The sequence below is a fragment of the Puniceibacterium confluentis genome, from assembly GCF_007923445.1.
Classification (GTDB): Bacteria; Pseudomonadota; Alphaproteobacteria; order Rhodobacterales; family Rhodobacteraceae; genus Puniceibacterium; species Puniceibacterium confluentis.
In genome coordinates this window covers 36,959-58,958 of sequence record NZ_VOJI01000018.1, presented here as the reverse complement: position 1 = coordinate 58,958, position 22,000 = coordinate 36,959, and the positions used below count along the sequence as shown (strand labels likewise).

The window sequence follows — 22,000 nt, the reverse complement described above, 5'->3', positions numbered from 1 at the left end:
CACATGTCAGCACCCGGTGACGCGCTGAAGCCAGCTCTAAAATTACCTCTTGCGCATGGGGCGGTTACACATGTTGCACAAACCGGGCGATGACCGCGCGTGACCTGTCCCCACCTGTCCCCCGTGAGATATTTCGGCAGGTTTGGAACGAGGATGGCAGGAACGGTGGCGCGGTGCGGCGGCAACCGCACGCCGCTTGAAGGGCGCCATTGGCCTTCTCTCCGTCATCACGTTAAATGCCACGAGGGAGAATCCGCGATGAGGGAAATGACACTCCGCCAGGTCGAGGTGATCCGCGCGGTCATGCTGCGTGGCACGATCAACGGCGCGGCCGAACATCTCGGCGTTTCACCTCCCGGAGTGAGCCGGCTGATCAAACACACCGAAGAATCACTTGGCATCCGCCTGTTCGAACGGCGGGCGGGGCTGTTCGTGCCGGCGGTCGAAGCTGGTCCGGTGTTCGATCAGATCCGGGAAGTCTACAAGGGCGTCGAAAACCTGCAAAGCGCTCTCGGGTCGCTGCAAAAGGGCGAGGATGTGCGTCTGGCCTTTGCCTCGGCGCCGTCAGTGGCGCAGTTCATCGCCGCCCGGGCCGTCCGCACGATCCGCGCACGCTACCCGGATCTGTTCATCGACCTGAACATCCTCAAGATCGAGGAGACGCTGGATTACCTGCTTCTGGAACGCGGCGAATTTGTGATCATGAGTTCCTCGTTCAACAACCCCGGCCTCGAAAGCGAGGAAATCGCGCAGGGCAAGGTGGTGGCGATCCTTCCCGAGGGTCACCGGCTGGCGGACAGAGAGGTGATTTCGGTCCACGATCTGGCGCAGGAGCCATTGATTGGTGTCGATCCCTCTGACCCCTACGGCGCGGCGATGGCCCGCCCGTTCCGCAACGCCGGAATCGAAGCCAATCACACCATGCGCGGCCGGTTCGCGCAGACCGTGGTCAGTCTGGTGCGGCACGGCCTTGGTGTCGCGCTGATCGACGAATTCTCTGTGGCCGAAATCTACATGCCCGGTGTCGTGCGTCGCCGTCTGGCAGAATCCGTGCCGGTCTCGATCTCGGTGGTCACCAAAAAGGGCCGCGTCCTGTCCAACTTCGCCGAGTTCGCCATACGGCAGTTCCGAAAGGAGCTGTCAGAGGCGCACACTTATGTCCAGACTGACGTCAAGAAATAACATCAAGTTAATTATATCGCGAAATGGGTATTTGACGTTACGGGGAGTCAGCGGCGATAGTTTGCTGGACGAACGGACTACAGCGTGCGTTCGCAGGACATCTCAGGGAGGAGACCCAATGAAACATGTCGTATTCGGCGCCGTATCGGCGCTGGCCCTTGGCCTTGGCGCCGCACAGGCACAGGATTACCCGACCAAGGAAATCCAGGGCATCATCCAGTGGGGCGCCGGTGGCTCCACCGACACCGTGATGCGCGCCGTCACCCCCCACGCCGAAGAGGTTCTGGGCGGCACCGTCGTCATGCAGAACATGACCGGCGCAGTCGGAGCCATCGCGCTGAACTATGTCGCCGATGCCGAAGCCGATGGCTACACCGTCCTGATGGGCGCGGAAAATCCGATGCTCTACAAGATCATGGGCCTGGGCGACAAGGACTACTCGGAGTTCACCCCGATCAACATTCTGGCCCGCGGCACGCCGCTGCTGGTTGCCAACAGCGACGCACCCTTCAACGACTATGCCGAAATGGTCGAATACGTCAAAGCCCACCCCGGCGAAGTGCGTTTCGGCGCGACCGGTCCGGGCGGCCTGCCGTCGGTGATCACCGCGATGATCAACACGATCGAAGGCAAGCTTGACTATATTTCGGTGCCCTATGATGGCGACGGTCCGGCACTGACCGCTCTGCAGGGTGGCGCGATCGACGTGATGCCCGCCGTTCTGGGCGCCGCGATCGAAGGCGTCCGCGCCGGCAACATGAAGCCGCTGGCGGTGTTCGACGTCGCGCCCAACAGCAAACTGCCCGATGTCCCGGCCGTGACAAGCTTTAACGACGGGTACAACACCTACCTGCCCTGGGGCCCGTTCTTTGGTGTCTTTGTACCGAACGGCACACCTGACGACGTGGTGGCCAAGTTGTCGGCAGCCTATTCCGAAGGCGCCAAGAATCCCGATTTTGTCGAGCTGATGGACAACCGCGGCTTTACCCTGATGGGCATTTCCGGCGACGAGGCCAATCAGTTCCTGACCAAATGGCAGCAGGGCACAGCCTGGTTGCTTCAGGATGCCGGCGAGACCAAGGCTTCGCCGGAAGAGTTCGGCATCGCACGCCCTGCCAACTGAGCGGACCCCGTGGGTCCGCACCTGTGGCCCACGGCGCCGCAAGACTGACTGGCGCCGCCTTCGAAACCCGAAGCGCGGCGCCTATTCGTTAGGAGCAGGCCAGTCGGCCTGGGGAGGATTTCATGACCACACCTGTACCCGAGCATCACGACGGCACATCGGATGCCACACCCGGTGGCTACGAGAACGACCGCCGCCCCGGCGAACTGGGTTTTGCGCTGTTCATGCTTGCCGCCAGCCTCGGCCTGCTGTGGAGCGCCTATGACATTTCGGGCTTCGAGGCACTGTCGGCGCCGGGGGCGATCCCGATGGCGACAACCCTGGCGATGGTGATCACCGCGCTGATCATCGCGCTGCGCACGGCACGCCTGCCGCTGATCCGCGGCGAGGGATTCGTCAAGGACATCCTGCCCGGCACGGTTGTGGTGATGACCCTGTTCCTGATCGCCTATGCACTGCTGCTGCGCCCCCTGGGGTTCCTGCCGACATCGGCCCTGTTCCTGGTCGCAGCGGTCAAACTGCTCTCGGGCCGCGGCTGGGCGTTCACCCTGACCGTATCGCTGGGCAGCCTGGTAGCGATCTGGCTGATCTTCCGCATCGTGTTCAGCGTTCTCATGCCCGCCGGCATCGTGCCGGAAGCTGAATTCATCCAGATGTTCCGCAACCTCCTGGGAGGGAAAGCCTGATGGAGACCCTGCTCGCCTTTCTCACTGTCTTTACCCATCCCGAGCTGCTGCTCCTGGTCGGGGTCGGCACCTTTGCCGGGGTATATGTCGGCGCGATCCCCGGGCTGTCGGTGACGATGGCAGTGTCGATCCTGATTTCGTTCACCTTTTCCTGGGATGTGCACCCGGCCATCGCGCTGATGATCGGCATCTACATGGGGGGCGTTTACGGCGGGTCGCGCACGGCGATCCTGCTGAACATTCCCGGCGCGCCCTCGGCCATCGCCACGGCGCTGGACGGCTATCCCATGGCACAGCGCGGAGAGGCCGGCACCGCCATCGGCGTGACAACGGTCATGTCCTTCTTTGGCGGCTTCATCGGCATCGCCGTGCTGGCGGTGGCGGCGCCCTTCGTGTCGGACTTTGCTCTGAAGTTCCAGCCGCGCGACTACATGCTGCTGGCGGTTCTGGGCATTCTGCTGGTCGGCTCGCTGTCCACCGGTTCCCTGCTCAAAGGCATCTTTGCCGGTGCGCTCGGCATTGCCATCGGCGCTGTGGGCCGCGACCCGCTGACCTTTACCGAACGCTTCACCTTCGATCTGAAACTGATGGAGGGGGGCATTTCCTTTATCGCGGTGATGATCGGCATGTTCGGTGTCTCCGAAGCGCTGATGCAGCTGCATCACGTCAACAAGGCGGCCGTTCGGCAGAAGATCTCTCGGATTGTGCCGTCGTTTTCGACGATCCGGAAATACCTGCCGCTGTCGCTTCAGACGTCGTCCATCGGCGTGATCATCGGCGCCCTGCCCGGCACCGGCGGCGACATTGCGGCGCTGATGGCCTATGACCATGCCAAACGCGTCACCAAGTCCCCCGAAGTGCCGTTTGGCAAGGGCGCGATGGAAGGCCTGGTCGCCCCGGAGACCGCCAACAATGCCGCCGTCGGCGGAGCCTTCATCCCGATGATGACACTGGGCATTCCCGGCGACGCGGTGACGGCGATCATGATCGGGGCGCTGTTCATCCACGGGCTCAACCCCGGGCCGATGCTGATGATCGATCAACCCGACATGTTCTGGTTCATTGTCGGCGCGCTGGTCATGGCCAACTTCTTCATGCTGCTGTTCGGCCTGACCGGGATCAAGCTGTTCACCAGGATCGTCGAGATGCCGCGCGCGGTGTTGATCCCGCTGATCATGCTGCTGTCGATTGTCGGGGCCTATGCCGTCAACAACTCGATTTCGGATGTGTACTGGATGCTCGGGTTCGGCGTGTTCGGATACTTCATGCGGCACTATGGCTATCCGCTGGGGCCGGTCATTCTGGGGGTGATCCTGTCGCGGCTGCTGGATGACAACTGGCGCCGGGCCATCATTTCCGAACGCGAGGATCTGGGGCGGTTCTTTGCAGGCCTGTTTTCAAGCCCGCTGTCCACGATCCTGTTCCTGAGCGTTGTCCTGATCTTCGTCTCGCAAACGCCCCTCTGGACCCGCGCCAAGGCGCGTCTTGCACGAAAGGCCGCATGATGATCGAGGCAAACACTCTCAGTCTGGGCCTGATCGGGGACAACATTGCCCGCTCACGCTCGCCCGGACTGCACCGGCTGGCCGGGGGGCAGAACGGCATCGCGGTCACCTATGACAGGCTGGTGCCCAGGGATCTTGAGGAAAGCTTTGAACAGGTCTTTGCCCGCTGCCTGACCGGCGGCTACCGGGGCATCAACGTGACCTATCCCTACAAGGAACGTGTCACACAGGCCCTGCGGATCGATGATCCGCTGGTAAAGGCCATCGGCGCGGTCAACACCGTGATCTTCGAGCCCGATGGTCCGCGCGGGCACAACACCGATTATTCGGGCTTTGTGGCGGCCTACACCCAGGTGCGCGGCTCTGCCGGGACCGGTCCGGTGCTGATGATCGGCACCGGCGGTGTCGGCCGTGCGGTCGCCTTTGGTCTGGTTGCACTGGGAACCCGCGAATTGCGGCTTGTGGATCGCGACGCCGCCAAGGCGGAAGCCCTGGCAGAGGCGTTGCAGGCCGCAGACCCGCAGATGCAGGTGACAATCTGGCTGGATCCGGAAAAAGCCGCCGAAGGGGCGTCGGGCCTGATCAACTGTACCCCGGTCGGCATGGTCGGGTATGGCGGCACGCCGTTGCCGCGCGCGGCCATGACCGGGGCCAAATGGGCGTTTGACGCCGTCTACACCCCGGCGGACACGCAGTTCCTGACCGACGCCGAGGCCCAGGGGCTGACAGTGATTTCCGGGTGGGAGCTGTTCTTTTTCCAGGGCGTTCATGCCTGGGCGTTCTTTTCCGGCCTGCCGCTGGACGAGGCACAGCTGCGCCGGGATCTGTCCCGCGAAGAAGAGACCGCCTGACGGCAGGCCGAACCGCACAGAACCGCATGGGCCGGGGCGGGCGGGCCTAGCGCCGTTCCTTGCCAGCCGCCGACCCGCCCGTCCCGAGAATCGCACAGGCCGTCATCAGATCCAGATGCGCCCCGCCGCCATTTTTGAACACGGTGATCTGTTCGGGGCTGGTGCGCCCCGGGCTGCCCTGGTTGAGCTGGTAGAAATCCGCCAGTACATCCGCCTCGGTGATCGCGCCCGATGCCAGCGGTATGCTGAGTTCGCCGATATGGTGCAGCGTGGTTTCCCGGCTGTCGACAAAGATCCGCGCCTTTTGCAAAAGCGCGTCATCAGCTTCGCGCATGTCCGCGCGGAAGGCGCCGATCAGGTCCACATGGGTGCCGGGCCGGACCCAGTCGCCCCGCAGAACCGGAGTCTGCGACATGGTGGCGGTGACGATCATATCCGCGCGCCCGACCGCATCCGGCAGGTCCGTCACCGCGGATGCCGGCAGCCCCTGCTCCGCCAGCTCCCGCGCCAGTGTCGCGGCCTTGTCCGCGGTCCGGTTCCACAGGCAGATCTGCGAAATCCCGGGAAAGATCTGCCGGTAGGCAGCGGCGACATTGCGCGCCACCTGCCCCGCCCCGATGATCAGCAGCGACCGGCTGTCCTTGCGGGCCAGATAACGTGCGCCGAGTGCCGAATCCGCCGCGGTCTTCACATCGGTCACCAGCCCGCTGTCGATGGCGGCGATCAGCGCCCCGGCCCGATCCTCGAACACCAGCATCGCACCCTGTACCGTCGGCAGGCCCCGCGCCGCGTTCTGTGCCATCACGGTCACGCTTTTGACGCCGTACCCCAAACCTTCGATCCAGGCCGCCCGGCTGAGCAGCGTACGCCCCGGGGGACCAAGAAAGACATCCTCGATATGTGCGGCCGGATAGCGGTGCCCCTGATCGAGCGCCTCTACAAATCCTGCCCAGTCAATCAGGCTGCCAAAAGTTTCCCGGGTGACAAATTTCATGGCGTTGCTTCCTTGGTGCGTTCACGGGTGCCACAGCAGTTAAAGCAGCGGGCTTGCGCGCGCCACCGCTGTCGTTCACCCGGCGCGGATGGGCTGGCCCCTCTCTTGTTCATCGACGATAATACCGTGACATTCCGGCGTTGCCGCATCCGCACGGGACAACTGTGCACAACGGGGAAGCATCGCAAAAATATATCGCCCGCAAGCAAGGTGTACCACGGTATACCGTAGACGTTCCGGAATGAATCCGATATGGGTCGGCCAACGCAAATCCCAAGAGGTTTCCATGTCTGATATCATCTACACCAAAGTCGACGAAGCACCCGAACTGGCGTCCGCTTCCTTTCTGCCGATCATCCAGAAATTTGCAGCGGCTGCCGGTGTGTCCGTCGGCACCAAGGACATCAGCCTCGCGGGTCGGATCCTGGCCACATTTCCCGACTACCTGACCGAAGCGCAGCGCCAGCCGGACGATCTGGCCGAACTGGGCCAGCTGGTGAAGACCGCTGATGCCAATGTGATCAAGCTGCCGAACATTTCCGCCTCGGTGCCGCAGCTTGTCGCCGCGATCAAAGAGCTTCAGGCCCAGGGCTATGCCCTGCCCGACTATCCCGAAACCCCGGCGACGGACGAGGAAAAGGCCGTGCGCGCCAAATACGACGGGATCAAGGGCTCGGCGGTGAACCCGGTCCTGCGCGAAGGCAACTCGGACCGCCGCGCCGCCAAGGCCGTCAAGAATTTCGCGCAAAAGAACCCGCACCGGATGGGCGACTGGAGTGCTGACAGCAAGACGCGCGTGGCCTGCATGACCAGCGGCGACTTCCGCTCGAACGAGGTGTCGGCAACACTTGCCAACGCAGCCACTGCCAAAATCGTTCTGGAAACGGCTGGTGGCCAGACTGTCCTGAAAGAGGGCATCAGCTATCCGGCAGGCACGGTGGTCGATGCCACCTTCATGAGTGCCGCGGCACTGGGCCGGTTCCTCGCGGAGGAGATCGAGAAGACCAAGGCCGAAGGCACGCTGTTTTCGCTGCACCTGAAGGCCACGATGATGAAGGTGTCGGACCCGATCATCTTTGGCCACGCCGTCAAAGCCTATCTCGCGCCGGTGATCGAAAAGCACGGCGCCGCCCTCGCCGATCTGGGTGTGACCCCGAACTCGGGCCTTGGTGACCTGCTGGCCAAGGTTCAGGACAATGCTGCGATCATGGCGGACATCGAAGCCTGCATGGCCGCGCGCCCGCCGCTGTACATGGTGGATTCCGACAAGGGCATCACCAACCTGCATGTGCCGTCGGACGTGATCGTCGATGCCTCGATGCCGGCGCTGATCCGCGCAGGCGGCAAGGGCTGGGGCCCTGATGGCAAGGAATCCGACGCCAACTGCGTGATCCCGGACAGCTCGTACGCGTCGATCTATGACGAGGCGATCCGTTTCTTCAAGGAGAACGGCAAGCTGAACCCCGCAACCGCCGGCACCGTGCAGAACATCGGCCTGATGGCGCAGAAGGCCGAGGAATACGGCTCGCACCCGACGACCTTTGAAATCGCCGAGGCCGGCACCGTCAAGATGATCCTCGACGACGGCACCGTGCTGCACAGCCACGAGGTCCAGGCCGGCGACATCTGGCGTTCGGCATCGACGCGCAAGGCGCCGATCGAAGACTGGGTCAACCTGGCCATCGACCGTCAGAAGGCCGAAGGCATCCGCGCCATCTTCTGGCTGGATGCAAGCCGCGCCCATGACGCCGAACTGATCGCCTACGTCAAACCGATTCTCGACGCCAAGGGCCTGTCCGACACCTTCGAGATCATGGCGCCGCGCGAAGCCACCCGCGCCTCGCTCGAGACCATCACCAAGGGAGAAAACACCATTGCCATCACCGGCAACGTGCTGCGCGACTACCTGACCGACCTGTTCCCGATCCTCGAACTGGCGACTTCGGCCAAGATGCTGTCGATCGTGAAGCTGATGAACGGCGGCGGCCTGTTCGAGACCGGTGCAGGCGGATCCGCCCCCAAGCATGTTCAGCAACTGATGGAACAGAACCACCTGCGCTGGGACAGCCTTGGCGAGTTCTGCGCCCTCGGGGAAAGCCTGACCTTCCTTGCCGACGCCAAGGGCAACGAAAAGGCCCGGGTGCTCGGCCGGGCAGTGGACGCAGCAACCCAGGGCATCCTGGACAACGACCGTTCACCGTCGCGCAAGGTCGGCGAGCCGGACAACCGTGACAGCCACTACTGGTTCGCACGCTATTGGGCCGAAGCCCTCGCCGCGCAGACTGACGATGCCGGACTCGCGTCCCATTTTGCCCCCATCGCTGCGGCCTTGGCGGAAAATGAGCAACAGATCCTGTCCGAACTGGCCGCTGCACAAGGCGACGCAGCCGATCTTGGCGGCTATTACCACACCGATGCCGGAAAAACCGGTGCCGTGATGCGCCCCTCGGAAACGCTGAACGCGCTGATCGGCTAGGGCAAGCACACGCAAGACCAACGCCGCCGCGCCTCTGAACGAGGCGCGGCGGCATTTTATTGCGCCCCGTGCGGGCGGGTTTCCGTACAACAGACCTCGCCCTGCACCGCAGCCCCTGCGAGGTGTCGACGCGGGCCAGAGCCCGTTCCAGAGACGGTTGCGCCGGATCTGGGCCGCATCGCATCAGACCAGTGCCCCCTGCGCTGGCGGGCCGTTTTCGCCGCCCGAAGCGGGACAAGGTTGCCTGCCGAGCGAAGCCATGCGGGGACGTCACCGTTTGTATCAGATTTCTTGACAGAACCGGCGCCGCCTGCTCCGATGACGCCTCGTTCATCGCAAGGAGTAACCGACCGCCGGATGGCGGCCACGGACCAGCCGTCTTGGCAGTGACCTCGGTGACCTGCATGCCCTGCGACCGCACTCTGTCCCCATTCCGGCCACGGGTGAGCCCCCCGGCTGCGCCCGACCATCACCCCGGCGTTTTTTTCGGACTTCGGCCCCTGCAGGCAACGCTGGCGCACCGTACCACGGGGTGCAGCTGTCAACTCCGAGACCCGCCGGAAAACGGTGAAGCAAGCGAAAAAGTACAAAACCGGGCAGTCGCAAACACACCTGCCTGCAGGATCGTCGCCCGACCAAAAGGCGCGATTCAAAAGTGATTATATTTTGCGCACATCGCACAAAATTTAATCCTGACCCTCGAATTGCGTTGCGCTTGGCGCACCAACCACGATCAATCCGATTGTGACGGCGACCCCGAGATGGTCTGAGCGTCAACCAACGGATTTGCGAGGAGACGGGCCGTGAAAAAGATCGAAGCGATCATCAAACCGTTCAAGCTGGACGAGGTCAAGGAAGCTCTGCAGGAGGCCGGCATCCAGGGCCTCAGCGTGATCGAGGTCAAAGGTTTTGGCCGCCAGAAGGGTCATACAGAGCTGTACCGCGGCGCCGAATACGTCGTTGATTTCCTGCCGAAGGTCAAAATCGAGGTTGTGCTTGACGACGATCAGGTGGATGGCGCTATCGAGGCGATCATCTCGGCTGCGAAAACCGACAAGATCGGTGACGGAAAGATCTTTGTCACGACCGTCGAACAGGCTATCCGCATCCGCACCGGCGAATCCGGCTCGGACGCGCTTTAACAAACGCTACACGCTATACCAGGACAGAAAGGGACCCAGGGAATGAGCACAGAAGCAGTTCTTAAGCTGATCAAGGACGAGGAAGTCGCCTACGTCGACATCCGCTTTACCGACCCGCGCGGCAAGCTCCAGCACGTCACACTGTGCGAAGACCAGGTTGATGCGGATTTCCTCGAAGAAGGCTTCATGTTCGACGGTTCGTCGATTGCAGGCTGGAAGTCGATCGAAGCCTCCGACATGAAACTGATTCCGGACACGAACAGCGCCTATATCGATCCGTTCTACGCGGAAAAGACCCTGTGCATCCACTGCACCGTGGTCGAGCCGGACACGCTCGAGCCCTATGACCGCGACCCGCGCGGCACCGCCGAAAAGGCCGAAGCCTATCTGAAGTCGACCGGTATCGGCGATGTGTCCTACTGGGGCCCCGAAGCCGAGTTCTTCCTGTTTGACGATGTGCGTTTCAGCAACAAGATCAACAAGGTGTCCTATGAAGTTGACGCGATCGACGCGTCCTGGAACACAGACACCGAATACGAGATGGGCAACACCGGCCACCGTCCGGGTCTCAAGGGCGGCTATTTCCCGGTCAACCCGATCGACGACGCCCAGGACATCCGCGGCGAGATGCTTTCGACCATGAAGCGCATGGGCATGAAGGTCGACAAGCACCACCACGAAGTGGCCTCGTGCCAGCACGAACTTGGCCTGATCTTCGGCACGCTCACCACCCAGGCGGACGAGCTGCAGAAGTACAAGTACGTCATCCACAACGTGGCACAGGCCTATGGCAAGACCGCGACCTTCATGCCGAAGCCGATCTATGGCGACAACGGCACCGGCATGCACTGCAACATGTCGATCTGGAAAGACGGCAAGCCGCTGTTCGCAGGCGACAAATATGCCGATCTCAGCCAGGAGGCCCTGTGGTTCATCGGCGGCATCCTGACCCACGCCAAGTCGCTCAATGCCTTCACCAACCCGTCGACCAACAGCTACAAGCGCCTGATCCCCGGCTTCGAGGCCCCCGTCCTGCGCGCCTATTCGGCCCGCAACCGCTCGGGCTGCGTCCGGATCCCGTGGACCGACTCGCCCAAGGCCAAGCGCGTCGAAGCCCGTTTCCCCGATCCCTCGGCGAACCCGTACCTGTGCTTCTCTGCCCTGCTGATGGCCGGCCTTGACGGCATCAAGAACAAGATCGACCCGGGCGAGGCGATGGACAAGAACCTGTATGATCTGCCGCCCGAGGAACTGGCCGGCATCCCCACCGTCTGCGGCTCGCTGCGCGAAGCGATGGAAGAGCTTGAAAAGGACCACGATTACCTGCTGGCAGGCGACGTGTTCACCAAGAGCCAGATCGAAGGCTATGTCGCTCTCAAGATGGAAGAGATCGAACTGTTCGAGCACACACCGCACCCGGTCGAGTTCGGCATGTACTACAGCTGCTGATCCCTACCTGGATCACGCCAAGCTTTTGGACGCCCCCGCACCGGGGGCGTCTTTTTTTGTGGCCGGGCCCATGCCGGTGTGACGCTGCCCCGGGCTTTGCGGTGTCCGCGCAACCGAAAATCCGGTCACACCGCGCCGGTCGCGGATCGTTCAGCGATTCGCATCAAATCCCGGCAAACCTGCGGAATGGTTTCCAATTGCGGCAAAATCGATGCAAAGCGCCACATTCATCCATGATTGCGGCAACTTCGACTTACTCTCCTTTAGTTTGTGGCAACGCTTCCCTTACTGTTTACATATTTTGAACAATTAACCTCGGTTAACTGCAGGCACTGTAGGTCGGCGCAAAGTCCGGCGGCAAAATGAAACGGAACAGGCTATGCACTCCACGCGACTCAAATTCACCGGCGACCCCACGATCACTCTGGACGTCCTTGATGGCCTTCTTGCTGCTGCACTGAGGCAGGACGGCGACCTGCCGACCCGTCGCGAATACCGCTCCACCGGGATCAGCCTGCACGGGGCAGAGCTGAGTGTGCGGGCAGACCTGGAATTGGCCAATGACAACCGGTATCTGTGTCTGTCGCTTGCGGCTGCGGAAGGCACCTGCCTGCCCCGCGCCCAGATGCATGCCCGGTTTGCAACCCTGGTGGAAGATTTTACCGCCGCTTTGCCGCTGGAACTCACGGCCGGAGCCCGCAAGGCCCGCGCGGCAACCCTGCGCCCCGTGCCGCGCACGCCCGTTGTTGCGCGCGTCACGCGCAGACGTGCCAGTGACGACAGTATCACCCCCCGCCGCATTTCCCGCGCCTGCGTTGCCCGCCTTCGCGAAACCACGGCGCAACCGGGTCCCCGCCGTCATCATCGTCTGCCCAGCCCGGCGCTGTCGGTCCCGGTCACGGCCAGCCCCGGACATGCGGTGGCGCGCAAGCTCGACAGCCACGTGCAGGCCTACGAACGCGCCCTGCGGGCGACCCTTGTGCGCCGGGCCCTGCCCGACGAGATGGACGCCCTGCGCGAAGAAACCGGAATCCAGCCGGTCGAGGCACGCCTGTCCGCCTGGGCGGTTTCGCTGGCGGTAGCCACCATATCGCTGCCCATTGCCATGCCCGTCATCATCCACAACCTTGTCAAGGGTGAGGACATGCGCGTCGCATCCCTGTCGATGGGACTGGCCGGATTCTTCGTGGCGCTCGAATCCTCGGGGCTGATGGCCGGGCTGATGGCGTACCTCTGATCACGCGGACGTGACGCTCACGGGGCGCTGGCACTGCTTTGCGGCCGATTTCCCCACTTTGCGACCATGTCGGATACCGTTACCCTTCCTGCAATTCCGAATGCAGGAGAACGTCATGCGCCGTATACTATCCATAGTCCTCGCAGCCAGTCTGGCCACACCAGCGCTGGCTGCTCAATGCGGCAACAGCGGCGGCGGGTTCGAATCCTGGAAGGCCGCCTTTTCGCGCGAGGCGCAGGCTGCCGGAGTAGGACAGCGCGGGCTTCAGGCACTGGCCGGCACCAGTTATGCCCAGAGCACGATCAACGCCGACCGCAACCAGAAAAGCTTCAAGTACTCTTTCGACAAGTTCATGCAGGTACGCGGCGCCGACACGATTGTCGCCCAGGGGCGCAAGCGCAAGGCCCGCAATCCTGCCTTCTACGAGGCGCTGGAACAGCGCTTTGGCGTTCCTGCCGGCATCCTGATCGCCATTCACGGCATGGAAACCGGTTTTGGCGGCTTCATGGGCGACAGCTCGGTGGTCTCGGCCATCACCACGCTGGCCTACGACTGCCGCCGCTCTGACTTTTTTGTGCCCCATGCCATCGGCGCGCTGAAGCTGGTCGATCGCGGCTCGATCTCGGCGTCGACCCGCGGCGCCAAACACGGCGAACTCGGCCACACCCAGTTTCTGCCCGGCAATGCGCTGTCCTTCGGCGTCGACGGCAACGGCGATGGCAAGGTGGATTTCTACAATGAAACCGACGCTCTGGCCTCGACTGCGAACTTTTTGCGGCAGAAAGGCTGGCGTCCCGGTGCGGGTTATCTCGAAGGGCAGCCGAACTTCTACGTGATCCAGCAATGGAATGCCGCCGGCGTCTACCAAAAGGCGATTGCCGTGATGGCATCGCGCATAGACAGCTGAACATTTCGCCAGAATGCGGGACAAATCCCCGCCAAAACGCACGATTTGTGCCGCATTCTGACCCAATTCCGATGACATCTCTGGGACCAGGAAACCCCTTTCAACAGCACATCGAGTGCCAGACATGTCCAACGCACAATCCGCCTACGTCGCGCTGATCCTGCCCGATGCCGCCACCGCCCCGGACGCCGTCTTCTTTTTGAAGAGCGCCCGCCGCGCCCTGTCGCGTCTGGATGCGGGCTCGGGAGAGGCGCCGAAAGTCTCGACGCCCCGGCTGCGGACAGCGGCTGACACGCTGGATCTGCGGGTTCAGTTGACCACCAGCGAAACCCAGGGCCTGCGGGCTACAATCCAGGCCACAGCCTTCCGGCAGGCCCCTTTCTGCCCGGATCACGCCGCACAGGTTCTGTCAGCCCTGGCGCTGGACATGATCGACATGGCTGAAATCAGTGCGGTCGAATGGGACGACCCCGGCGTGTCGCTCAGCGTCGAGGATTTCATCAACCTACGTCGCTATGTCTCGCCCCGCCGCAAGAAGTCTCCCCCGGCGCCCCAGTCCAAGACCCGGCCAGCCGCACCAACACCGCCATCAGGCACAGGCGTGCAGCGCGCCGCGATTCCGGATTGTGATGCCGCCGCCCGCCGCCTGATCCGTCGGTTCATGGAAGAGGTGCCGGACGCCGACCTGCCCCAGCGTCCGCCGGAAAAGGCACCGAGCCTTGCCGCCGGGACATCCGGCACGGTCGAAGCCGATGCCATCGAGCAGAACATATCCGCCGACCCAGCCACGCCACTGCGACCGACCGGGATGTTTCAGGGTCTGCGCGACCTGCCCGGTCGTGCTCTTTGCCGCGCGCGCGCCACGATCCGCGCCATCAATTTCCGCATGGCGACACATGTGCTGACCGTTTCGGCGCTGTTTGCGATCCTGCACAGCTCGGACCGGCTTACCGGGATGCTGAACCATCTGACGCGCTGAGCGCGGCACGCGGAACCACGTAGGTGTGGATGGAAAACACCACCGCCCGGCTCAGTGGCAGCCGCAGCAGACACTGTCGCTCGGTCCGCAGGAAAGGTGCCTCCTGCGCTGCGTTCTCCGGCCGACCTGGCCGGGGTCCGGGCTGGAACAACGTCGGATCCCAGTCCCACAGCGTGTTGAAGCGCCAGAGCGGTCGCCCCGGCTGAAGACCATCAAACAACCGCTGCACCCGCTTTGCGATATTGGCATCGTAAGACGGCACCGGCGCATGAATTTCGACCAGCGGGCGCAGGAACTTGTCCGCCAGCCGCCAGCGCGCCGGAAAACACAGCAGTGCCCCGACCAGCACATGCACACCGTCCTGCGGCAGCAGCAGGCACAGATCCTCCTGCAGCAGATGGCCCAGCGTGATCAACGGCGCCTGCCGGTCCAGCGCGATCACCACACCATCCGGTCGCGTGATGTGCCCGCCCTGACGAAGAAATCCGTTGGGAAGCTGTTCCAGCACCGTATCCAGAAGCTCTTCGGCCGCCGGGCGCGCACGCGGGTCCAGCGCATGCACGGCCTGCTGGTGCCGTGCGATCAGACGCGCCTTTTCCGCCAGCTGCGGACCATAAGCCTCGTCCACCAGAAGCCAGTCTTCGGTCAGCGGCCGCACCCCGGGCAAGGCGGGGGGAGTGCTGACATCAAAGGGAAGTGCGGATTGCAAGATCATGCACCGCCATAGCGAACCGCGCGGCACCGGAAAAGGCCCAGGCAACCGAAAATTGCATCACGCGGCGCTGCCGCCGGATATCCCCGCCCCGCTGCACGTCGCGAACCCTGTCACGGTCGTGGCTCCGTCGCGGACAGCGCCTTTCGGCCTGGCCCCCGCAGCCTGCCGGAATTCGGAAACGACCCATGTCCGCGGCGGCGCGGATTCCGCCGGATCAACCGGTGCGATGCCAGTCCGGCGACACGGCGCTGACGCCCCTGAGCCGATGGCTCGATTTTTCAGGTCGCAGATATCCTGTAGTGCCCGGCACCGACGCCGGCGGCAACGCCGCCAGACGCAGCCTCAGACAGACGCAGCCTCAGACAGAGGTGCGGCGCTTCTTCTCTTCGACCAGCTTTTCGGCCAGATCGCGGGCAATGCCAAACGCCCCCTGGATCTTGTCCTTCTCCCGGGCCCAGTCCCGGCGCACGACAATCTTGTTGTCCTTGACCTTGGCATTGCCCTGTTCGGCGGCAATGAACTCGACCAATCCCTGCGGCGCGGCAAACTTGTCGTTGTGGAACTGCACGGTCGCGCCCTTGGGTCCGGCGTCGAGCCGGGCAATTCCCGCCCGCTTGCACATTGCCTTGATCCGCACCACCAGCAGCAACGTGTTGACCTCGCGCGGCAGCTTGCCAAAGCGGTCGATCAGTTCGGCGGCAAAGCCTTCGAGCTCGACCTTGGTGGTCAGGGCCGACAGCCGCCTGTACAGCCCCAGCCGCACGTCAAGATCCGGCACATAGTCTTCGGGTATGAGCACCGGCACACCCAGATTGATCTGCGGTGCCCATTGGCCGTCTTCCTCGCTCAGCCCTTCCATCTGGCCCGAGCGGATCTTGGCAATCGCCTCCTCCAGCATCGACTGGTACAATTCGTAGCCCACGTCGCGCATCTGGCCCGACTGTTCCTCGCCCAGCAGGTTGCCGGCACCGCGGATGTCCAGATCCTGACTGGCCAGCGTAAATCCGGCGCCCAGGGTGTCGAGCGATCCCAGCACCCGCAGCCGCTTTTCCGCCGTCGTGGTCAGCTTGGCGCGGGGCTTTGTCGTCAGATAGGCATAGGCCCGGGTTTTCGAGCGTCCGACCCGTCCGCGGATCTGGTACAGCTGCGCCAGACCGAACATGTCGGCGCGATGGATGACCATGGTGTTTGCGGTCGGGATGTCCAGCCCGGATTCCACGATCGTCGTCGCCAGCAACACGTCGAACTTGCCGTCGTAAAACGCATTCATCCGGTCATCCAGCTCGCCCGCAGCCATCTGACCATGCGCCACCACATAACTCAGTTCGGGCAGCTGGTCCCGCAGGAATTGCTCGATCTCGGGCAGATCAGTGATGCGCGGCACGACATAGAACGACTGCCCGCCGCGATAATGTTCGCGCAGCAGCGCCTCGCGAATGGTGACGGAGTCGAATTCCGAGACATAGGTGCGGATCGCCAGACGGTCGACCGGCGGCGTGCCGATGATCGACAGATCCCGCACCCCGGTCAGCGACAATTGCAGCGTACGCGGAATCGGTGTCGCCGTCAGGGTCAGCACGTGGATGTCGGTGCGCAGCGCCTTCAGCCGCTCCTTGTGACCGACGCCGAAATGCTGCTCTTCGTCGATGATCAACAGGCCCAGGTTATGGAACCGCACCCCCTTGGCGAGCAACGCATGCGTGCCCACCACGATATCGACCGACCCCTTGGCCATGCCGTCCCGGGTCAGCGCCGCCTCTTTGGCCGACACGAACCGTGACAGTGCCCGCACCTGCAGAGGAAAGCCGCGGAACCGTTCTGCGAAACTTTTGAAATGCTGCCGCGCCAGCAGCGTGGTCGGTGCGATCACCGCCACCTGCACGCCCGACATGGCGGCAACAAAGGCGGCGCGCATGGCCACCTCGGTCTTGCCGAAACCGACATCGCCGCAGATCAGCCGGTCCATCGGCTGGCCCGAGTGCATGTCGGCCATCACGTCCTCGATGGCACTGAGCTGATCGTCGGTCTCGGCATAGGGGAAGCGCGCGGAAAAGGCATCCCAGGCCCCGGGTGGCGGGTCCATGATCGGGGCGCGGCGCAGCGCACGTTCGGCGGCGATGCGGATCAGCTTGTCCGCCATTTCGCGGATGCGTTCCTTCAGCCTGGCCTTCTTGGACTGCCACGCCCCGCCGCCCAGCTTGTCCAGCAACCCCTCTTCGTGGCCATAGCGGCTCAGCAGTTCGATATTCTCGACCGGCAGATACAGCCGCGAACCCTCGGCATATTCCAGCAAGAGGCACTCATGCGCGGCCCCCAGCGCCTCGACCACTTCAAGGCCCTGATACCGGCCGATGCCATGATCGACGTGCACGACCAGATCGCCGGGACTGAGGCTCTGGGTCTCGGTGAGGAAATTCTCGGCCTTGCGGCGTTTTCGCGGCGCGCGGATCAGCCGGTCGCCCAGCACGTCCTGCTCGGAGATCACCGTAATCCGCGCCGTGTCCCCGAACGGCGCCTCGAATCCCGTCTCGAGCGCCCAGACCGCCAGGTGCAATCCGCGCTTTCCGATGCGCGTTCCGTTGGTGACAGGAATGGCTTCGGCCAGTCCTTCATCCTCGATCAACCCGGTCAGCCGCTCGCGCGCGCCTTCCGAATAAGAGGCGATCAGCACCGGACCCGCCTGCAGCCTGTTCCGGATATGGTCGGCCAGAGCGCCAAACAGGCTGATGCTTTCCTGCTGGCGCTCGGCGGCAAAACTGCGCCCGATGCGCCCGCCGCCATCCACCACACCGGGGCCCGAAGCCTGTGCCAGCGGGTGCATCTGCAACACGCGCCGCGTCCCCAGCGCCTTGTCCCAGGCAGCGTCATCCAGATACAGCAATGCCGGCGGCGCCGGTTTGTAGACCGAATCCATCCGGTTCTTCTGCTGCATCGCCAGGCGACGGGTTTCATACTGATCGGCAATCGTGTCCCAGCGCGCCAGCCGCGATGGCGTCACCTGATCGTCCAGCAGAACCGGAGCCCCGGGCAGGTAGTCGAACAGGGTTTCCAGCCGCGCGTGGAAAAACGGCAGCCAGTGCTCGATCCCCTGGTGCTTGCGCCCGGCGCTGACCGCTTCGTACAAGGGATCGTCGGTGCCGGCCGCGCCGAATTCGATGCGGTAGTTCTGCCGGAACCGCGTGATCGCCGCCTCGTCCAGAATGACTTCGGAGACAGGGGCGAGTTCGACCATGTCGAGCTTTTCGGTGGTGCGCTGGGTCGCCGGATCGAACCGTCGCGCGCCGTCCAGCACATCGCCGAACAGATCCAGCCGCACCGGCCCGCCGTCCCCCGGCGGGAAGATGTCGATGATCCCGCCGCGCACGGCATAATCCCCGGGCTCGAGCACTGTCGGTGCCTGGGTGAACCCCATGCGCACCAGAAAGTTGCGCAGCGCCGCCTCGTCGACGCGGCCGCCCACCGTGGCGGTAAAGGCCGCCTCACGCAGCACCTCGCGGGCCGGCAGGCGCTGGCTTGCGGCATTCAGCGTGGTCAGCAGCACAAACTTTGGCGGCATGCCGTGCACCAGCCCCGCCAGCGTCGCCATCCGAGTGGCCGAGATATCCGCATTCGGAGAAACCCGGTCGTAGGGCAGACAATCCCAGCCGGGAAACAGGATCACCGGCATCTCGGGCGCCCAGAAGGCCAGCGCATCGCGCATCTGCGCCATACGTTTGTCGTCGCGCGCCACGTGCACAACCGGGCCGTCCGCGCGGGACAACTCCTGCAGGATCAGGCGGGCATCAAAGCCTTCGGGCGCGCCACCAAGGACTAGGGGTTTGTTATGGGCCATGGCCGGTTCACATGGCGCGGAAAGCCGCCTTCGTCAACCGAGGAAGCTGGCCGAGAGGTTCTGATACATGCCCCAGAGCGATGTGACAAAGATCGAGATCATACCGATCACCTGCGTGGCGATGCGCAGACGCGACAGGCGCTTTTGCGCCAGCGCGCCGGTGGCCCCTTCGGTCCGGATACGCTGGGCCGTGCGCAGGCTCAGCATACCGACAAGCGACATCGGAAACCCCAGCAGGAACAGCGCCTGCGCCAGTTCGATCCAGTAGACAAAGGCCAGCAGCGTCAGCACCGCCAGCATGAAACAGGCCAGCGCCAAAAGCCACAACCCGGCCTCTTCGGCGATATACAGCAGGCGGTTGGTGTTGATCCGCACGAGATCATCCAGATCGGCCTCGGCCTGCCCGCCGAAACGCCGTGCCCGCGTGACCATGTCGAACGGTACACCCAGCACCCAGTGACTGGCCGTCGACCACAGAACCGCCAGTGCGATCCAGAACCAGAGGTTCGAGAAGGACCGCATGTCGATCACTTCAAACACGATGAGATGCCAGTCCACACGCCGCCCCTTTGGTCCCACAGGTCGGCCTGCGTTCCGCGCGCCCCGCCGTGCCGGAGCCTTTGCGCAACGCAACCCTTGAGATAACCGCCATTCCATGCCACCCAAATACGGCGTTTACAAGGACCAGCCCGATGAAACCCACGCTAGCCGCCTTTCCCGCCACACGTCTGCGCCGCACCCGCCGGACGCCCGCGCTGCGCGATCTTGTCCGAGAGACCACGCTGACGCCCGGCGATTTCATCTGGCCGGTGTTTGTGCGCGATGGCGACGGCATCGAGGAACCCGTCGCCTCGATGCCCGGAGTGATGCGCCGTTCGGTCGACAAGGTGGTCGCCGCGGCGGTCGAGGCCCACGCGCTGGGCATTCCGGCGATCTGTCTGTTCCCCTATACCGATCCGGCCAAACGCAGCGCCGACTGCGCCGAGGCCTGGAACCCCGACAACCTCAGCAACACCGCCACCCGCGCCATCAAGGCGGCGGTACCGGATCTGGCGGTGATGACCGATGTGGCGCTCGACCCCTACAGCGACACCGGTCACGACGGCTTTGTCGAGGCCGGTGAGATCGTCAATGACCGCACTGTCGAGGCGCTGGTGAAGCAGGCGCTGAGCCAGGCCGAGGCCGGCGCCGACATCATCGGACCCTCGGACATGATGGACGGCCGCATCGGCGCCCTGCGCCGCGCCCTGGAAGGGGGCGGTTTCCAGAATGTGCTGCTGCTGAGTTACGCCGCCAAATATGCCTCGGCGTTCTACGGCCCCTTCCGCGATGCGGTGGGCGCCTCGGGGGCGCTGAAGGGCGACAAGAAGACCTATCAGATGGACCCGGCCAATGCCGACGAGGCGATGCGCCTGATCGCGCGTGACCTGTCGGAAGGCGCCGACATGGTCATGGTCAAGCCGGGGATGCCCTACCTCGATATCTGTCGCCGCGCCAAGGACATGTTCGGCGCCCCGACCTTTGCCTATCAGGTGTCGGGCGAATACGCGATGCTGGCGGGCGCGGCGCGGAACGGCTGGGTCGACGGCGACAGGGTCATGCTGGAATCCCTGATGGCGTTCAAACGGGCGGGCTGCGACGGGGTGCTGACGTATTTTGCTCCCGCAGCAGCGAAATTGCTCAACCGATAGCGCTACAGCGCCGAAGACGCGCCAACGGTGGTGACACCCGCGGCCTTTCGCGGTATAAACTGCGACAACCGGCGACACAGCCGGACCCGAGGCATGTCAAACAACAAAAGAGCGGTTCCATGACAGATTTCACGCGACGCGGCTTTTCCCTTGCGCTTGGCGCTGTGGCCTTTCTGGCCGCCTGTAACAACGGCATCGGCAGCCGCGGTCCGGCCACCATCGACGCCCGCGTCGATGCCACACTGTCGCAACTGTACAGCGAGTACCCCAACACCCGTCAGCTCGAGACAAAGTCGACCGGCGTGCTGGTGATGCCACTTGTCACCGAAGCCGGTCTGGGTCTTGGCGGCGCATATGGTCGCGGCGCGCTGCGGGTCGGCGGCGTGACGGTGGACTATTACTCGACCACCAAGGCCAGCGCCGGATTGCAGATCGGCGCGCAGCAGTACGCCCATGTGCTGTTTTTCATGACCGACGACGCGCTGATGAACTTCCGCCGCTCGCCGGGCTGGGCCGCCAGCGCAAACATCGAGTATGCAACGCCGGAGCGCGGCGAGACCCTGGCGGCAGAGACCACCACGTCCCTGTCCCCGGTCATCGCGGTGGTCTTTGGCCAATCCGGCCTGCGGGTGGGCGCCACGCTGGACGGCGTCAAATACAGCCGCATCATTCCGTGATGGTATCGCAATCCCGGGACGCGCGGGCCCCGTAGCGCCATCGCTGCGGGCGCAGGTAAGCCCGCCCGCCCTTATCGGCGGAGGGAACCCTGGCGACCGCGCGCGGCAATACCTGCGCGGAGGAGGACTGTCCCCCTCCGCGACCCGGCCTCCAATCCACCCTCAATGATAGCGGAATTCGCCCACGACCTGGCGCCATTCGCCGGCCGCGATCATCTTGCGGTGGGTAAAGCGGACCGAATGCAACGGTCCCTCTATGCTGTCCTGCCAGAATTCGATGAAATCGAACAGTTTCCTGTGGTCCGGTGCCAGATCGTATTCCTGCCAGATGAACGTGTTCAGCACGTTCTTGTAGTCCGGCATCCGATAATAGATCTCGGCCGTGGTCAGACCATAGCCACGCAGCATCAACTCCGTTTCGCTCTGCATCTCACTACTCCTCGTGTTTGCCTCGGCAACAAAGGAATCATGCCAAGCAGCAATTTACTTTTCAATAAAAACAGTGTGTTATCAGTCACCTCCGGTGGCTGCCAGAAATGCCCGCCAGCAGCCAT

The 22,000-nt window shown here is 63.6% G+C and carries 18 protein-coding genes; 13 read left to right on the top strand and 5 right to left on the bottom strand.

The annotated features are described in order from the left end of the window. Nucleotides 1-258: 258 nt before the first annotated feature. The 5 genes from FOY53_RS17595 to FOY53_RS17575 all read left to right on the top strand — a co-directional run bounded on the left by FOY53_RS17595 (nucleotide 259) and on the right by FOY53_RS17575 (nucleotide 5,347). Nucleotides 259-1,182 (top strand): LysR family transcriptional regulator, encoded by a 924-nt coding sequence (locus FOY53_RS17595; protein ID WP_146591292.1) that lies wholly within the window; start codon nucleotides 259-261, stop codon nucleotides 1,180-1,182. A gap of 118 nt (nucleotides 1,183-1,300) precedes the next feature. Further along, nucleotides 1,301-2,305 (top strand): Bug family tripartite tricarboxylate transporter substrate binding protein, encoded by a 1,005-nt coding sequence (locus FOY53_RS17590; RefSeq protein WP_146591290.1) that lies wholly within the window; start codon nucleotides 1,301-1,303, stop codon nucleotides 2,303-2,305. A gap of 122 nt (nucleotides 2,306-2,427) precedes the next feature. Beyond that, nucleotides 2,428-2,991, top strand: coding sequence for a tripartite tricarboxylate transporter TctB family protein (locus FOY53_RS17585; protein ID WP_146591288.1), 564 nt, complete (start codon nucleotides 2,428-2,430; stop codon nucleotides 2,989-2,991). Next, entirely contained in the window at nucleotides 2,991-4,496 is a 1,506-nt protein-coding gene (locus tag FOY53_RS17580) for a tripartite tricarboxylate transporter permease (RefSeq protein ID WP_146591286.1), read from the top strand. The genes FOY53_RS17585 and FOY53_RS17580 overlap by 1 nt, the downstream gene beginning before the upstream one ends. Then, nucleotides 4,496-5,347, top strand: coding sequence for a shikimate dehydrogenase family protein (locus FOY53_RS17575; RefSeq protein ID WP_146591284.1), 852 nt, complete (start codon nucleotides 4,496-4,498; stop codon nucleotides 5,345-5,347). The genes FOY53_RS17580 and FOY53_RS17575 overlap by 1 nt, the downstream gene beginning before the upstream one ends. Nucleotides 5,348-5,393: 46 nt before the next feature. Here the strand turns inward: FOY53_RS17575 and FOY53_RS17570 are convergent, their stop codons facing one another. Continuing rightward, nucleotides 5,394-6,341, bottom strand: coding sequence for an ornithine cyclodeaminase family protein (locus tag FOY53_RS17570; RefSeq protein WP_146591282.1), 948 nt, complete (start codon nucleotides 6,339-6,341; stop codon nucleotides 5,394-5,396). A 286-nt stretch (nucleotides 6,342-6,627) separates the two neighbouring features. On the opposite strand from FOY53_RS17570, the gene FOY53_RS17565 reads away from it, so the two are divergent. The 6 genes from FOY53_RS17565 to FOY53_RS17540 all read left to right on the top strand — a co-directional run bounded on the left by FOY53_RS17565 (nucleotide 6,628) and on the right by FOY53_RS17540 (nucleotide 14,531). Then, a complete protein-coding gene (locus FOY53_RS17565) occupies nucleotides 6,628-8,817 on the top strand; it encodes an NADP-dependent isocitrate dehydrogenase (protein WP_146591280.1) in 2,190 nt (729 codons plus the stop codon). An 803-nt stretch (nucleotides 8,818-9,620) separates the two neighbouring features. Further along, nucleotides 9,621-9,959, top strand: a complete 339-nt coding sequence (locus FOY53_RS17560; RefSeq protein ID WP_146591278.1) for a P-II family nitrogen regulator — start codon at nucleotides 9,621-9,623, stop codon at nucleotides 9,957-9,959. A gap of 42 nt (nucleotides 9,960-10,001) precedes the next feature. Further along, nucleotides 10,002-11,408 (top strand): type I glutamate--ammonia ligase, encoded by a 1,407-nt coding sequence (gene glnA, locus FOY53_RS17555; RefSeq protein WP_146591276.1) that lies wholly within the window; start codon nucleotides 10,002-10,004, stop codon nucleotides 11,406-11,408. Nucleotides 11,409-11,787: 379 nt separating this feature from the next. Then, nucleotides 11,788-12,645 carry a hypothetical protein gene (locus FOY53_RS17550; protein ID WP_146591274.1) on the top strand — a complete coding sequence of 286 codons (858 nt, stop codon included), beginning with the start codon at nucleotides 11,788-11,790 and terminating at the stop codon, nucleotides 12,643-12,645. Between the two features lie 115 nt (nucleotides 12,646-12,760). Beyond that, a complete protein-coding gene (locus FOY53_RS17545; RefSeq protein WP_146591272.1) occupies nucleotides 12,761-13,552 on the top strand; it encodes a lytic murein transglycosylase in 792 nt (263 codons plus the stop codon). Between the two features lie 124 nt (nucleotides 13,553-13,676). After that, complete coding sequence (locus FOY53_RS17540; RefSeq protein ID WP_146591270.1) at nucleotides 13,677-14,531, top strand: hypothetical protein; 855 nt, start codon at nucleotides 13,677-13,679, stop codon at nucleotides 14,529-14,531. Here FOY53_RS17540 and FOY53_RS17535 read toward each other — a convergent pair. The 3 genes from FOY53_RS17535 to FOY53_RS17525 form a co-directional block, all read right to left on the bottom strand. Further along, on the bottom strand, nucleotides 14,500-15,246 hold the full coding sequence (locus FOY53_RS17535) for a heme-dependent oxidative N-demethylase family protein (RefSeq protein ID WP_146591268.1): 747 nt from the start codon (nucleotides 15,244-15,246) through the stop codon (nucleotides 14,500-14,502). The genes FOY53_RS17540 and FOY53_RS17535 overlap by 32 nt on opposite strands. A gap of 358 nt (nucleotides 15,247-15,604) precedes the next feature. Next, on the bottom strand, nucleotides 15,605-19,078 hold the full coding sequence (gene mfd / locus FOY53_RS17530) for a transcription-repair coupling factor (protein WP_146591266.1): 3,474 nt from the start codon (nucleotides 19,076-19,078) through the stop codon (nucleotides 15,605-15,607). Between the two features lie 33 nt (nucleotides 19,079-19,111). Continuing rightward, nucleotides 19,112-19,636, bottom strand: coding sequence for a component of SufBCD complex (locus tag FOY53_RS17525; protein ID WP_146591264.1), 525 nt, complete (start codon nucleotides 19,634-19,636; stop codon nucleotides 19,112-19,114). Between the two features lie 134 nt (nucleotides 19,637-19,770). Here FOY53_RS17525 and hemB point away from each other — a divergent pair, with 134 nt between their 5' ends. Both hemB and FOY53_RS17515 read left to right on the top strand, forming a co-directional pair. Continuing rightward, nucleotides 19,771-20,769, top strand: coding sequence for a porphobilinogen synthase (hemB, locus tag FOY53_RS17520; RefSeq protein WP_146591262.1), 999 nt, complete (start codon nucleotides 19,771-19,773; stop codon nucleotides 20,767-20,769). A 119-nt stretch (nucleotides 20,770-20,888) separates the two neighbouring features. Next, the gene (locus FOY53_RS17515) at nucleotides 20,889-21,446 is read left to right on the top strand and encodes a lipid-binding SYLF domain-containing protein (protein ID WP_146591260.1); all 558 of its coding nucleotides are present in this window, start codon (nucleotides 20,889-20,891) and stop codon (nucleotides 21,444-21,446) included. A gap of 162 nt (nucleotides 21,447-21,608) precedes the next feature. Here the strand turns inward: FOY53_RS17515 and FOY53_RS17510 are convergent, their stop codons facing one another. Further along, nucleotides 21,609-21,875 (bottom strand): usg protein, encoded by a 267-nt coding sequence (locus FOY53_RS17510; RefSeq protein WP_146591258.1) that lies wholly within the window; start codon nucleotides 21,873-21,875, stop codon nucleotides 21,609-21,611. Nucleotides 21,876-22,000 lie beyond the last annotated feature (125 nt).

Bases quoted from the DNA above. Each gene is read 5' to 3' on its own strand.
- FOY53_RS17510 (WP_146591258.1), bottom strand. From the start codon at position 21,875: ATGCAGAGCGAAACGGAGTTGATGCTGCGTGGCTATGGTCTGACCACG.
- FOY53_RS17535 (WP_146591268.1), bottom strand. From the start codon at position 15,246: ATGATCTTGCAATCCGCACTTCCCTTTGATGTCAGCACTCCCCCCGCC.
- FOY53_RS17550 (WP_146591274.1), top strand. From the start codon at position 11,788: ATGCACTCCACGCGACTCAAATTCACCGGCGACCCCACGATCACTCTG.
- FOY53_RS17595 (WP_146591292.1), top strand. From the start codon at position 259: ATGAGGGAAATGACACTCCGCCAGGTCGAGGTGATCCGCGCGGTCATG.
- mfd (WP_146591266.1), bottom strand. From the start codon at position 19,078: ATGGCCCATAACAAACCCCTAGTCCTTGGTGGCGCGCCCGAAGGCTTT.
- FOY53_RS17515 (WP_146591260.1), top strand. From the start codon at position 20,889: ATGACAGATTTCACGCGACGCGGCTTTTCCCTTGCGCTTGGCGCTGTG.
- FOY53_RS17580 (WP_146591286.1), top strand. From the start codon at position 2,991: ATGGAGACCCTGCTCGCCTTTCTCACTGTCTTTACCCATCCCGAGCTG.
- glnA (WP_146591276.1), top strand. From the start codon at position 10,002: ATGAGCACAGAAGCAGTTCTTAAGCTGATCAAGGACGAGGAAGTCGCC.
- FOY53_RS17590 (WP_146591290.1), top strand. From the start codon at position 1,301: ATGAAACATGTCGTATTCGGCGCCGTATCGGCGCTGGCCCTTGGCCTT.
- hemB (WP_146591262.1), top strand. From the start codon at position 19,771: ATGAAACCCACGCTAGCCGCCTTTCCCGCCACACGTCTGCGCCGCACC.
- FOY53_RS17540 (WP_146591270.1), top strand. From the start codon at position 13,677: ATGTCCAACGCACAATCCGCCTACGTCGCGCTGATCCTGCCCGATGCC.
- FOY53_RS17565 (WP_146591280.1), top strand. From the start codon at position 6,628: ATGTCTGATATCATCTACACCAAAGTCGACGAAGCACCCGAACTGGCG.
- FOY53_RS17585 (WP_146591288.1), top strand. From the start codon at position 2,428: ATGACCACACCTGTACCCGAGCATCACGACGGCACATCGGATGCCACA.
- FOY53_RS17570 (WP_146591282.1), bottom strand. From the start codon at position 6,341: ATGAAATTTGTCACCCGGGAAACTTTTGGCAGCCTGATTGACTGGGCA.
- FOY53_RS17545 (WP_146591272.1), top strand. From the start codon at position 12,761: ATGCGCCGTATACTATCCATAGTCCTCGCAGCCAGTCTGGCCACACCA.
- FOY53_RS17575 (WP_146591284.1), top strand. From the start codon at position 4,496: ATGATCGAGGCAAACACTCTCAGTCTGGGCCTGATCGGGGACAACATT.